Genomic DNA, 12,506 nt, shown 5'->3' with positions numbered 1-12,506 from the left:
AAAAGAGTGGTCTCCATGAACAAGCCATCCAATGCTGAAATTGAAAGTTCGACGATGCGCAAGTTGGGGTTTCGCCTGATTCCCTTTCTCGTGCTCTGTTATTTCATCGCCTACATCGACCGAGTCAATATCGGCTTCGCTGCCCTGACCATGAACCAGGACATCGGCCTGACGGCCAGTGCGTTCGGATTCGGCGCCACGCTGTTTTTCGTTGCTTATGTACTTTGCGAAATGCCCAGCAACATGGCCATGGAGCGTTTCGGTGCCCGGCGGTGGATCGCGCGCATCATGATCACTTGGGGGATCGTCGGGTTCTGTTCGGCATTTGCGGTCGGGCCGATATCCTATTCGATTTCCCGCTTTCTCTTGGGTGCAGCCGAAGCCGGTTTCTTCCCCGGCGTCATTCTTTACCTCACGCAGTGCATCCCCAAAGCGTACATGGCTCGAATAGTTGCGCTGTTCATGGTGGCGATACCACTCTCCAACTTTCTCGGCTCGCCTGTGTCGGCACTGCTGTTGCAAATGGACGGCCTGGCAGGCCTCAAGGGATGGCAGTGGTTGCTTATGCTTGAAGCAATTCCCGCAATCACTCTGGGATTGCTCGCGCTGAAGGTATTGCCAAATCGACCAAGCGAAGCGAAATGGTTGACTCAGCAGGAACAGGATTGGCTGAGCGAGCAACTGACCAGCGATAAGGCCGCGCGGGAAAGTCGTATTCCTCAACACGCTCATAGCGTAAGCGGCACCCTCAAGGCCGTGTTTACTAACAAATATGTATGGGTACTTTCGATTATCTACATGGGCAGTTCGGCAACCAGCAATACGCTGTCGCTGTGGATGCCGCAGATCCTGAAGTCCTTCCATCTGTCCAACATGCAAACGGGTCTGCTGAACATGATTCCGTTCGGCATGGCCGCCGCTTTCATGATTTTCTGGGGGCTGCGTGCGGACAAGAGCGGGGAGCGGATCAAGAGCACTGCTATACCGCTGGCCATTACTGCAGTGAGCTTCGCGGCCACGCTGTTCACGGACTCCCTGACCATCACGCTGATACTGCTGACGCTCGTATTGATGGGTAACTATGCGATCAAGGGGCCGTTCTGGGCACTTTGTTCCGAATCCCTGCCGCCGGCGACTTTGGCCACCGGGATTGCCGCGATCAATACCTTTGCCCACTTGGGTACGGGCGCCATGAGTTCAGTGATCGGGGTACTGCGTGATCAGACCGGGAGTTTTCCTATCGCACTGATGCCGCTCTGTGCATTGACCGCGATCGGTTCGCTATTGGTGTTTCTGATTGGCAAACAGAACCGTCGTGCGAAGCAAATCGCTACGGTCAGCAGTTAACCCATTCCCGCTGAGGAGGCTCGGAAATGGTGGGCCTCCTCGTTGCCTATGATCCACTTTTCAAAATGTAGCGCTGTTCAGCAGCGAGGTGATTCCAGCGCTCACTTTGGGTCGCAGTCTAGAACTTGTTGCTGCAGCTATAGGAATGGCGGGTGGCTACGCGCTCTGGAACATAGGCATCTTGCGCGGAAATCTCACCTTGCTGGCGACGGTCTCCTACTTCGCACCCGTGCTGTCATCGGCATTTGCTTCAGTATGGTTGGGCGATGTGTTGAATAAACAGTTTTGGCAAGGAGGGCGGTGCTGGTTACAGCAGGATCGCTTATCTGTTGGCAAGCTACTCGACAGCGAAGTGATTCAGTATGAGCGCTGGGTGTTGGGAGCTTCATACGACGTTCGCTTCCGGACTAATGTTAGTGTTTAAGTTAACTATGTTCTGCTTCTCGTCTTACTGCTCCCAAGTACGTGAGCACCTGCTACCTCCGTGATTCAATCTATCGGTCGAAAGATCACGTAGGACACTTGTCCTAAATTCAAATTGCTGTTTTTGGTGTGTTGTTAGGAGACTAACTACATAGAGAATCATCATGTCTAAGCTTGCAGAATTCCGCCAACTCGAAAAACACCTGGCCGAGCAGCTCCAAGCGCTCGAAGCTCTCAAAGACGATGCTGGCCTCAAGAAAGAAATCGAATTCGAAACGAAGCTTCGCGCTTTGCTGGCTGAGTATGGTTACAGTCTGAAAGACGTGATCAACCTGCTTGATCCACAAGCGGGCCGCCGTGCTCCAGCAGCCGAATCTAAAACCGGCAGCCGAAAGCCACGCCAAGTGAAGGTCTACAAGAACCCGCACACCGGCGAACTCGTCGAAACCAAAGGTGGCAATCACCGGACGCTGAAAGAGTGGAAAGCCGAATACGGCTCTGCCACGGTCGAGTCCTGGCTGACCAAGTGATCTCGGTTTGAGTACAAGAAAGGGCCCTTCAAGGGCCCTTTTTATGCGGATTACTGCTTCATTGCCCCGCCTGATATCAAGGCGAAGATCGGTTACTACCGTGTCCTTGGGAAGTAGGCAGCCAAGTTGATTCCGGGAGCGAGGTTGATCGAGTTTGCAGGCAAAGGCCATGTACCACAGATGGCAGACCCGTCCAGTTTTAACAGGGTGTTGGTCGAAGAGCTGAACTGAAGTTAAGACAATGACGCGGGGAGGGGGGAAGAAAAGCAAAACCCCGGAGGTTGGCCCTGCCGGGAGGCTATGGTCTCCCTGTTTCCCTGATGGGAAGAGAACATCGCCAAAGTATATCAGTGCTCGCCAGTTTTTCGATCAGCAGAGGCGGGGGATATTGAGGTGCTCAGCGACACATTGAGAGGTGTCTGCAGCTTCCAGGCTGCAGGTGCCTACGCGCAGTTCAGGATTCGTTCGGAAATGTTTACCATTGCCCGGCAAGAGTCGCCAGCGCTATGCGCCAGTCAAAATTGCCAACCAACTTTCCCAGTGTGATGGCGGCATTCAAAGGAATTCTTTTCGGATGTCGATAGTCGACCGTTCGCCAATATTCCGGTAGTTCTCCGTGAGCCACGCCTCGGCCTCGCCGCGTCCGTTGTCGCGCAGTTCGCAAAGGAAGTCCCAGTCCGCGTTGTACTTGCTGGACACACTGAGCGCGCACATCGCCTCGTCAGACTTAATGGAGTGGATCAGCATCTCCTTCATCTCGTTGCGATCGAGCTTACCTTGCTGAATGAGGTCGGTGACAAAAGCGATGGTACGCAGCTCGCGCATCAGCGACGAGTTGAAGCTGATTTCACTGATACGATTGAGGATGTCGGCAGCAGTAATGGGCACGCCTGGGCGGACGAGCGGGTTGATGTGGACGATCACCACATCGCGTGTATTGCAGTGGTAGATCAACGGGAAAATAGCCGGGTTCCCCATATAGCCGCCATCCCAGTAGTTCTGCCCGTCAATCGTGACTGCCTGGAACAATGTCGGCACACAGGCCGAAGCAAGCACCGCCTCAGCGCAAATGTCATCGCCCGTGAAGATGCGTATCTTCCCCGTCTCGACATTGGTCGCGCACAGATAGAGGTGGAACGGGCATTGGCTTCGCAAGGCGGCAAAATCTACCTGCCTCTCCAGCACCTCCCGTAGCGGACTCAAATTGCGGCGATTGAACTGGTAAGGCGAGAAGATACGAAGCGTCATGTCCGCGAACGTATACATGGGTGAATAGTCCAACCCGAAGCTATGCTTCCCTTTCAACCAAGGCATCCAACGCAACGGGTTATAACGCTCGGCGGACTGCGCCACGGCGTACCAGAAATCGTGCAGCGCCTGGCGTGCGCCGACCTCGCCACCTTGCAGCATGCCGGAGGCAAGTACGACGGCATTCATCGCGCCGGCACTGGTTGCGCTCACCCCTTCAATGGCAAGCCTGTCGTCCTCGAGCAACCGATCGAGCACGCCCCAGGTGAACGCACCGTGCATCCCGCCGCCCTGTAAAGCCAGCGTGACCGACTTGCGCTCGTCACTGCCCCGAGTCATCAATCGCTCACCCCTCGCTTGATGCCCATGCATCGAGCAGCGCCTTGGCTTGTAGCAAATCGACGCTGTCGAAGCCTTCGGTGAAAAAGCTGTAAATGTCGGCCAGCATTTGCCTGGCCGCCTCTTTGTCTCGTGTTTCCCATAGCTGAGCAAGGCTGACTGTGGCGCGTAGCTCGAATGACTTTGCCCCTTGTTGTCGAGCGATTGAGATTGCCTTGTGAAAGCACGCTTCCGCTTCCTGCTGCACGGAAGAATCCTGTCGGTTTTCTCCCGGGCATTGCAGGGTAAGAGCGCCCTTGAGGCGGTACAGCTCTGCTTCGTAAAAGTGCTCGCCTGTTCTGTTCACCATAGTTAGAGCGTCGGTCACGGCATCCAATCCTGCCTGCGGTTGCCCGGCGAGCCTGTGTGCTGCGGCTAGCAGGGCCAGAAAATAAGAACATCCAAGCTCTGCTCCGGCTGCGCGATAAGCGGCAATACCGTTGCTTATCTGAGCGATTCCCTTGTCAGTGTTTCCCTGCTCTGCGCGAGCCCAACCTTGAAGAATATTCCCCCTTGCCAAATACAACGGAAATCCTTGCTCTAGAGAAAGCTTGATGGCGGCATCTGCACACTCTTCGGCGAGTTGTACGTCGTACCGAAACTGTCCCAGTATCGACGTAGCGGACAGAGTGAAGGCCAGGCTGAATGGGTGGGCAATCTTCTTGGCCAGAGCAAGGGCATCCTGGCTGCGCATGCTTGCCTGATTGGGAAAACCCAAGTACCAAAGGCTCCAGGCCGAAAATGACAGGGAGTAGCCCGGATCCATGCCGTACGTAATGGAATGTGTGCGATGGCGATCAGGGTCGTAGAGGACACGCGCCCGTTCCTGATGGTCATGGGCGTTTTTGAGATCACCCTGGAAAAGCAATGTCTGCCCAAGTGCCGCATGGGCTTCCACGAGCAAGTCCGGATCCTGCGCGGTTTGCGCAATACTGAGCAATCGTTCAGCCAGTTCGCATGCGGTTGAGTATTGTGTACGCAACGTGTAGTAACTCCACAGCCCCAGCAGCGTAGAGAAAAGCGAGTCGTCGCCTACTTGCGCGCATAGCGCCAGTGCACGGGTGTAGGTGGCCGCCACCTCGGGCGCACCATAGCCGCGCACGGCCATCAAGGCTGGCCCCAGGGCGAGTAGCAACGTCAGTTCCTGATGTGCACGCGTGGGCGTGTCGGGCAAATGTTCGAGCAATTCCAGTGCCGCGCTGAGATGACGCATCGCATCGAGATGGGCGGAATGCTGGAGGGCCTGTTGCCCGGTACGGTGCAGGTATTCCACGGCCTTCGGGACATTGCCGCTCAGCTTGTAGTGATGCGCCAGTTCGCTGCAGTAATCCGTGATGCGAGTGGGGAACAGTGCCTCGATGGCCTGCGCTGTGCGCTCATGCAGCGCGCTACGCCGCTCCGTGAGTAGCGAGTGGCCCGCGACCTCCTGGGTCAGCGCATGCTTGAACGAATACTCCACCTCCGGAAATGCGGGCCGCTGGTAAATGAACTCCGCAGCCTCCAGTCGGGCGAGCAGATTACACAACTTGTCGTCCGTCTGGGCATCCTGCCCATCACAGATGCACCGGATCAGACTGAACGGAAACTCTTTGCCGATAACGGCGAGGGTCTGCAACAACTCCTTCTCCGCTACGGGGAGCCGGTCGATACGGGCAGCGAGTACACCCTGCACTGTAGTGGGGATATGCAGCGCAGCTGGAGTTTGCTCGATCCGATACTGACCGGCTTCACCCAGCAGCAATTTCTCCTCGATCAGAGTTTGCACCACTTCCTCCATGAAGAACGGGTTGCCCTCCGTCTTATCCAGGATGAGCTGTTTGAGGGGGATGAGGGTAGGATCGTCCCCAAGCTGGGTCGCGAGCATTGCCTGTGCTTCGACCGGGCCCAGCGGTTCGAGCCGCAGTTGGCTGCAATGACCCGCACGTATCCACACAGACTGATACTCGGGCCGGTAGTTCACGAGGAGCAGGATTGGGGAACTCGCCAAGTGGTTGGTCAAGTACACGAGGAATGCTTCGGTCTCGCAGTCCAGCCATTGCAAATCCTCGAACAGCAGCTCGATCGGTTGATTGCGGCTCTCACGTGCCAGTAGTTGAGTGATCGCGTCGAAGGTGCGAACGCGCCGGATCTGAGGATCCATTTCCGCGAGTGCTGAACTGCGTTCGCCGATACCCAGCAGGTAGAGCAGATAGGGCACGAGATCCTCGAAGCCTCGCTCGAGCGTAAGGGTCTTGCCCATGACCTTTTCCCGGCATCGCCGCTCGTCATCCTGGACGGTGATCTGAAAATAATTGTTCAGAAGCTCGATGAGTGGGAAATAGGCAAAGGCTTTGCCGTGCGACACCGAGAATGTCTCCAGCACCAGACAGCCGCACCGCGAGCGTTCCTTGAACTCATGAAACAGCCGTGACTTCCCGACTCCGGCCTCGCCTACCACCGCGACGACCTTACTGTGGCCCGCTTTGGACTGCTCGAGCGCCTGATGCAGGTGGTCGAGCTCGACCTGGCGGCCGACGAACCTGGCCAGCCCGCGATGTGCCGACAGTTGCAGACGCGTGCGCAACGCGCCGAGCCCCTGCACCTCGTACACAACAAGGGGATCGGGAATGCCTTTGACTTGGGCGGCCCCCAGAGCCTTGAATTCGAAATAACCCTCCGCCAGCTTGTAGGTGGGCTCGCTTACCAGGATCGACGAGGGTGCAGCGATGCTCTCCATCCGGGAGGCAATGTGGATCGTGTTCCCGACCGGATCGTAATCGGTGTGCAAATTGTCCGTGCGGATCGAACGCACGACGACCTCTCCGGTATGGATACCGACGCGGATTTGCAGCGGTATGCCTTTCTCCAGGCGAATGCGGTCGCCATGTCGGTGTATCGCCTGCTGCATGCGCAGGGCCGCATACAACGCCCGCTGCGGATGATCCTCATGGGCGATGGGGGCGCCGAACAGCGCGAGTATGCCGTCACCCAGTGTTTTGGCCACGTAGCCTTCGTAGTGGTGGACGGCTTCCATCATCAGCGCGACGACGGGCTCGATCAGGCGGTGGGCCTCTTCCGGATCGAGATCGTGGATCAACGCCGTGGAACCGGCCATGTCGGCAAACAGTGCCGTGACGGTCTTTCGCTCACCGGCGGTGTCGCCTCGGGCTTCCATGGCCGCCTGTTCGGCGCGGATGCGCTCGGCAAGGTGGTGGGGCGTGTAATGAATGGGATCTGGAGAGGGCTCTGAAACAGGCTTGGCGTGCGGTGATAGCGCAGCAGGCGCAGCAGGCGCATCGGTCAGCGGCGCACCGCATTCACTGCAAAATTTGGCGGACAGGCTCGCCTCGTGGCCGCAGCGCGGACAGCTGCGGGACAACTTGACGCCGCACGCTTCACAGAAGCTGGCCTCGGAGGGACTCTCGAATCCGCAGTTTGCGCAGCGCATACGATCTCTTCCCTTTTGCAGTCGTTCAAGAAGACCAGTCAAAAGACGGGAAGCGTGACATCAAACCGGCGAAGGACAAGCTGAAGTCAATGGGCCGGTACGTTTGGGCAGCCTTTTAACCCTCTGTATCAAAGATAGTTTGTATCGTGGTATCGAGAAGTAAAATTCGCTTACTGGAAGAGGGAAGGCCGAAGGCGGGCTAGGCACGTGGGTCGATCAATGATTTCAACCCGAGCCGCAGCTTACCGAGTAAATATTAGGGTTTCATGGTCATTGGAGGAGAGCAGCGCCGCTTGTGGCAGGCGCTGATAGATCGAGAGGTTGGTCGCAGGCTAATTGCTGTTGGAGTAGTCAGGAACGATTTCTCCCTGAAAAACCTAGCACATGGAGCGACCTTGGGAAAAACGATAGATCCTTTTGAGCTCTACCGGTAAAGCTAAATGGCCAATCACTGATTAACAAACTTGAATGAGCAGCTTTCGAAAAGAGATTCGATGCCAACGAAGGTTGTAATCGAAGGATAATGGGAGCTTTCTGCTTGGTATAAGCAGTCGCTACCTTCACTCCAATCCATGCTGTCGCTTCCAGTCGCCCGGATATACAACATATCCAAACAAGGCGTGCCCTCCGTAAACCAACTCTGTTCCTTCGGGAATCCACAGCATCTGCCCTGGTTCAACCCGATAGAGCTCGTCATTGGCCTTGAGTTCGAAGCATCCCTCGATCACAAAGATCACCTCGTCATACAGAAGCGTCCAGGCGACCTCTGCACCTTCCCAGCGTGCGAAGCCAACACCCATGTTTGGCGAAACTTCATTGCTAAGCGCTCGAGCGACAGAAGCTTTACCGGGTGGGCCGCCGCGGTGAACAAATTCAAGATCTCGGTGATCGATAAGCCGTACTGGCCCATTCCCGGAGACACGCTTCACAGTTCGCTCCTGCTATTCCAGGCTGCCATACGGATACGAGTGCGCACCCCTAACCCCAAAAATGGTTCAGGCGGGTTACGGGACGGCATGCCAGTTACCGTTTTGATGTCCTGGAGGTGCTTAGAGTCCGAGCCGACAGCCATTTCCGCTAGCAGGGTTCCCGAGATTGTGCCCCAGGCAGCCCCCACACCATTATCACAAGCTGTGGCGTAAACGCCCGTTTCGAGTTCGCCAAAGAAGTTAGTGAAGTTACGCGAGATCGCGTATACGCCACCCCAAGTGTGAGTGAACGGAACGTTAGCAAGTTGGGGATAGCGAGCAAGCAGGGCAGTGCGATGTCCTTCGCGAATCTCCTGGCGTGTTGAGTCGCTGACGCTTTTGCCATAACGCGGGACGTGTTTGTAGGTATTGCGGATGATAAGACGGCGGTCTTGGGTCATGCGCACGGTTGTGCCGGCATGGTCTGCTGGGGTCAATCCCCAGTCTGCTTGAATACCGATAGTATCCATCTCAGCCTGAGTTAACGGGCGAGTCCAGCTGGCGAATGTCATCACCGGCAGCAGGCGACTGCGCAGATAGCCAAATTCTTGGGTGAAGATGCTGGTACCCAACAGTAGGCTTGGGGTGCGTATCTGGCCATCGGCACCTTGCAGCACCCATTGGCCTTTGCTATCACGCTGCAGGCCCTGGATGGGTGACTGTTCAAGCAGTTCGACATTGTTGGGCAGTGAGTCGGCCAGACCGCGCACTAATGCCGCCGGTTGCATCAGGTAGCATCCTGGCGTAAATACCGCGCGGCTGTAGTGGCGCGTGCCGATTACCTTTGCGAGCTCATCGCGCTCAACGCTTCGAAATGGCTCGCCCAACTCAGTCATCAGGCGTTCAAAATGCTCCAGATAAGCTAATCCACGTGGGCCGACGGCGCCCTGGAATTTGCCGGCATGAGACCACTGGCAGTCGATCTGATGTTGATTGACCAATCGCTGTAATTGGGCGATGGCGGCACGGTTCAGCCCTAACAGGCGCTGCTTGTGAGCCGGATCCGGATGCTCCAAGGCCATCTTATGTGGCAGGTCGATAACGAAACCAGAGTTGCGCCCCGAGGCACCATAGCCCACACGCTGGGCATCGACCAGAACGATGCGCGCATCGGGCTTTTGTTCGGCCAAACGTCTGGCTGCTGCAAGTCCAGCAAAGCCAGCGCCAATTACGGCGTAGTCTGCTTGCTGTTTACCGCTTAGGCGTTTTGCAGCAGCGGGTGGAGGCAGGGCGGCATACCAGCCGCAGTCATGATCATCGTGCGGCAGGTGAATTGTGCGAGTGCTCATATTGTTTTTCTCAGGCCACGTTTGATTGAGAGGGCTGACAGTTCTGAAGCCAGGCACTGCGCTGTTGTTGCGCTTGGCGTCCGAGGAGCGCGAAACCGCGCAAGGTGCCCGCGTCGTCGTGAAACGCTGCGCTGAGACCGTCGGCCGTTGATTCAATTCGCCATTGACCTGTGCAGTCAGCGGGTGCCGCCAGCAAGCACAATGGCGCTGCCGGCGTTTTCACGGTAACTGGCATCAGCGGATACCGCACAATTGTCGGTTGCCCCAACAGCGTGCGTGCTAAGGCTTCGATGCCTTGGTTGATCGGCGCCAGATAAGGCATCAACTGACCGTCGATTTCTATGCAGTCTCCCAGTGCATAAATGCCTGGTGTTGAAGTCTCTAGATACTCATCGACCTTAATACCGCGGCCACATTCCAGACCGCAGGCGAGTGCCAGTTCTTGGTTAGGTCGCAAACCTATAGCTGACAGCACCAGGTCGGCTTGATGTTGTTCACCGTTGGCGAGTGTCAGCTCGAACCCATCGGTGCTCCGCTCAATTCGCTGCAAGGTAGTTTGCAGGTTCCAACGAACTCCCAGCTCACTGAGTGCCTGCTGTAGATGAAGTCCTGCAGGCTGGGGTAGCAAGCGCTCCATGGGCCAAGCACCCAAGCCGATGACTTGCACCTCGAAACCGCTGCTGGCTAAGTCATTGGCAAATTCGCAGCCAATAAGACCATCGCCGAGAATAGCGATACGACGCATACCATCCAATTGCGTACGGAAGGCTTGATAATCAGACAGGTTGTTGACGCTTACCAATGCTTCCGCGCAGCCTTCGATCGGTACGCGAATTGGTGCCGCGCCACTGGCTAGGACTAGCTGGCCATAGGTCATTTCACCAAGGTTGGTATGCAACCGTCGGGCTTGGGAATCGATGCGTTCAACCTGACAATGCGGGTACACCCGTATGCCTAGTCGTTGTTCCACTGCTAATGGGCTCTCACTTGCCAGAGCAGTCGCGCTTCGACCTTGAGCCAATGCAATAGAGAGTGCTGGCTTAGAGTAGACATGTCCGGATTCGCGAGTCAGTACACGGATCTCCAGATTCGGGTCTTGCTTGCGCAAAGCCTGAGCCAGGCCATAGCCGGCATGGCCGCTGCCGATGATTACTACTGGGCCAGCAGGACGCGTTGCTTGCGCTGGCATTGAAACCGGCGCGATGGTAGCAACTGCCGCGGCTAGAGGTGCGATGGTGGCTACTGCAGCAACTGCGGCGGCGGTCACTGGCTCGGTGATCTCGATCATCTCAAAATCACTCTTGCCAACCTTACATTCGGGGCACAACCAGTCTCCCGGTACATCTTCCCAGCGAGTACCAGCAGCGATTCCGTCGTCAGGCCAACCTAGTGCTTCGTCATAGATCAGCCCGCAAATGATGCATAGCCACTTCTTCATGATTTCGACCCTCACTCGCCCTGGATTCGCAATGCAAGGTTCTTGGTGCGCACATAGCTGTACAGCGCTTCCTGACCTTTCTCGCGACCGTAACCGGATAGACCAACCCCGCCGAAAGGCGTCTCAATGCCACCGGCATACCACTCATTTACGAACACTTGACCCGCGCGCAGTCGTCGAGAGCAGCGCAGGGCGCGATTCAGATTTTGGGTGAAGACGCCCGCTACTAGGCCGAAGTCGGTTCCGTTAGCCAGGTTAATGGCCTCTTCCTCGGTATCGAATGGGAGGATCGCCAACACCGGGCCGAATACCTCACTCTGAGCGATGTCCATGTCCGCAGTAACATCGCAGAACACAGTTGGCTGCATGAAATTACCAGCCAAACTCGAAACCGCTTCTCCCCCTGCAACTACTCGCGCGCCTTCCTGTTGTGCGCGTTGGCACATAGCCTGAATACCTTGAAGTTGACCCGCTGAAATTACCGGGGTCAGTTCGGCATTCTCCGAACCAGGGCCAATTTGTAGGCTGCGCGCTAGGGCTCCGACTTGATCAACCACTTCGTTGTAGATCGAGCGCTCTACCAGCAGGCGGGACATTGCGGAACAGACTTGTCCAGCATTGAAGAAGATACCGTTACGCACGCTAGCTAGAAGTTGCTCACGGTCGGCATCGGCGAATACTAGCGCCGCTGACTTACCGCCCAATTCCATAACGCTTGGAACCGCATTCTCTGCTGCTGCGCGCAGAATACTCTGGCCGGTCGGTACGGAGCCGGTGAAGACAATCTGATCGACGCTCTTATTCGCAGCCAGAAAAGCGCCAACCTCGCGACCACGTCCGCACAGCAGATTGACCGCGCCCTTTGGTAAGCCGGCGCGTTCGATTGCTTGCATCAGGACACAGAGACCTAAAGGCGAGAGCTCTGGTGACTTAATTACGACCGAGTTACCAGCGGCTAATGCTGGTGCCAGAGAACGAGCGCAGATCGACACTGGGAAGTTCCAAGGCACGATCTGTAAAGAGACGCCCATCGGCTCATAGATAGTGAAGTCCATGTAGCCATTGCCTAGCGGTACTGAGATACCTTCAATCTTGTCGGCCATGCCGGCGTAGTATTCGAAATAGCGTGCGGCTTCCGTGAATTCGTCCCGTGCATCGCGAAGGGTTTTACCGTTCTCCGCGCAAAGAATTTGAGCTCCTTCATCGGCGACCAAACGAATCTGCCGGGCGATCTCTAGTAGCCAAGTTACACGCTGGGCAGGACGCACCCTGGTCAGCTCAGCACTGTCAGCGCAACGTCGCGCTGACTGCAGGGCACGTTCGGCGTCAGCGACACTGGCTTGGGCCATAGTCGCTACCGGTTGATTATTAGCGGGATTGAGGATAGTCAGGTGTTGGTCGTTATCGACCCACTGCCCATCGATATAGTTAAGCCAGTGTTGAATGCTCATCGGGAAA

Annotated in this window: 9 protein-coding genes and 2 pseudogenes; 4 read left to right on the top strand and 7 right to left on the bottom strand. The window is 56.4% G+C overall.

Features of this window, described 5'->3' with window-relative positions; genetic code table 11:
- Positions 1-15: 15 nt before the first annotated feature.
- From ACEN8Q_RS07380 to ACEN8Q_RS07365, 4 genes and pseudogenes are all read left to right on the top strand, one after another.
- The gene (locus ACEN8Q_RS07380) at positions 16-1,347 is read left to right on the top strand and encodes an MFS transporter (RefSeq protein WP_413704863.1); all 1,332 of its coding nucleotides are present in this window, start codon (positions 16-18) and stop codon (positions 1,345-1,347) included.
- A 145-nt stretch (positions 1,348-1,492) separates the two neighbouring features.
- Complete coding sequence (locus tag ACEN8Q_RS07375) at positions 1,493-1,771, top strand: hypothetical protein (RefSeq protein WP_413705479.1); 279 nt, start codon at positions 1,493-1,495, stop codon at positions 1,769-1,771.
- A 163-nt stretch (positions 1,772-1,934) separates the two neighbouring features.
- Positions 1,935-2,300, top strand: coding sequence for a histone-like nucleoid-structuring protein, MvaT/MvaU family (locus tag ACEN8Q_RS07370; RefSeq protein WP_413424432.1), 366 nt, complete (start codon positions 1,935-1,937; stop codon positions 2,298-2,300).
- A gap of 60 nt (positions 2,301-2,360) precedes the next feature.
- Positions 2,361-2,531, top strand: a pseudogene (locus ACEN8Q_RS07365) (alpha/beta fold hydrolase); the annotation flags it as partial.
- Between the two features lie 324 nt (positions 2,532-2,855).
- Here ACEN8Q_RS07365 and ACEN8Q_RS07360 read toward each other — a convergent pair.
- From ACEN8Q_RS07360 to ACEN8Q_RS07330, 7 genes and pseudogenes are all read right to left on the bottom strand, one after another.
- A complete protein-coding gene (locus ACEN8Q_RS07360) occupies positions 2,856-3,887 on the bottom strand; it encodes a patatin-like phospholipase family protein (RefSeq protein WP_413704862.1) in 1,032 nt (343 codons plus the stop codon).
- Positions 3,888-3,894: 7 nt separating this feature from the next.
- Positions 3,895-7,353 carry an adenylate/guanylate cyclase domain-containing protein gene (locus ACEN8Q_RS07355; protein WP_413704861.1) on the bottom strand — a complete coding sequence of 1,153 codons (3,459 nt, stop codon included), beginning with the start codon at positions 7,351-7,353 and terminating at the stop codon, positions 3,895-3,897.
- Positions 7,354-7,913: 560 nt separating this feature from the next.
- Complete coding sequence (locus tag ACEN8Q_RS07350) at positions 7,914-8,282, bottom strand: ethanolamine utilization protein EutQ (RefSeq protein WP_413704860.1); 369 nt, start codon at positions 8,280-8,282, stop codon at positions 7,914-7,916.
- Positions 8,279-9,610: an NAD(P)/FAD-dependent oxidoreductase gene (locus tag ACEN8Q_RS07345; protein ID WP_413704859.1), complete on the bottom strand. Its 1,332-nt coding sequence runs from the start codon at positions 9,608-9,610 to the stop codon at positions 8,279-8,281. The genes ACEN8Q_RS07350 and ACEN8Q_RS07345 overlap by 4 nt, the downstream gene beginning before the upstream one ends.
- Before the next feature lie 10 nt (positions 9,611-9,620).
- Positions 9,621-10,799 carry an FAD-dependent oxidoreductase gene (locus ACEN8Q_RS07340; protein WP_413705478.1) on the bottom strand — a complete coding sequence of 393 codons (1,179 nt, stop codon included), beginning with the start codon at positions 10,797-10,799 and terminating at the stop codon, positions 9,621-9,623.
- A gap of 87 nt (positions 10,800-10,886) precedes the next feature.
- A pseudogene (locus ACEN8Q_RS07335) lies at positions 10,887-11,048 on the bottom strand (rubredoxin); the annotation flags it as partial.
- A gap of 11 nt (positions 11,049-11,059) precedes the next feature.
- Complete coding sequence (locus tag ACEN8Q_RS07330; RefSeq protein ID WP_413704858.1) at positions 11,060-12,499, bottom strand: aldehyde dehydrogenase family protein; 1,440 nt, start codon at positions 12,497-12,499, stop codon at positions 11,060-11,062.
- Between the last annotated feature and the right edge of the window lie 7 nt (positions 12,500-12,506).

The organism is Pseudomonas sp. Pseusp16 (assembly GCF_047324915.1).
GTDB classification, from domain to species: domain Bacteria; phylum Pseudomonadota; class Gammaproteobacteria; order Pseudomonadales; family Pseudomonadaceae; genus Aquipseudomonas; species Aquipseudomonas fluorescens_CD.
Note: the sequence above shows the minus strand (reverse complement) of the source record. Positions and strands in the feature narration are given on the sequence as shown.

Excerpts from the sequence above, each read along its gene's own strand:
- ACEN8Q_RS07380 (WP_413704863.1), top strand. The coding sequence starts at position 16 with ATGAACAAGCCATCCAATGCTGAAATTGAAAGTTCGACGATGCGCAAG.
- ACEN8Q_RS07375 (WP_413705479.1), top strand. The coding sequence starts at position 1,493 with ATGGCGGGTGGCTACGCGCTCTGGAACATAGGCATCTTGCGCGGAAAT.
- ACEN8Q_RS07370 (WP_413424432.1), top strand. The coding sequence starts at position 1,935 with ATGTCTAAGCTTGCAGAATTCCGCCAACTCGAAAAACACCTGGCCGAG.
- ACEN8Q_RS07360 (WP_413704862.1), bottom strand. The coding sequence starts at position 3,887 with ATGACTCGGGGCAGTGACGAGCGCAAGTCGGTCACGCTGGCTTTACAG.
- ACEN8Q_RS07355 (WP_413704861.1), bottom strand. The coding sequence starts at position 7,353 with ATGCGCTGCGCAAACTGCGGATTCGAGAGTCCCTCCGAGGCCAGCTTC.
- ACEN8Q_RS07345 (WP_413704859.1), bottom strand. The coding sequence starts at position 9,610 with ATGAGCACTCGCACAATTCACCTGCCGCACGATGATCATGACTGCGGC.
- ACEN8Q_RS07340 (WP_413705478.1), bottom strand. The coding sequence starts at position 10,799 with ATGCCAGCGCAAGCAACGCGTCCTGCTGGCCCAGTAGTAATCATCGGC.
- ACEN8Q_RS07330 (WP_413704858.1), bottom strand. The coding sequence starts at position 12,499 with ATGAGCATTCAACACTGGCTTAACTATATCGATGGGCAGTGGGTCGAT.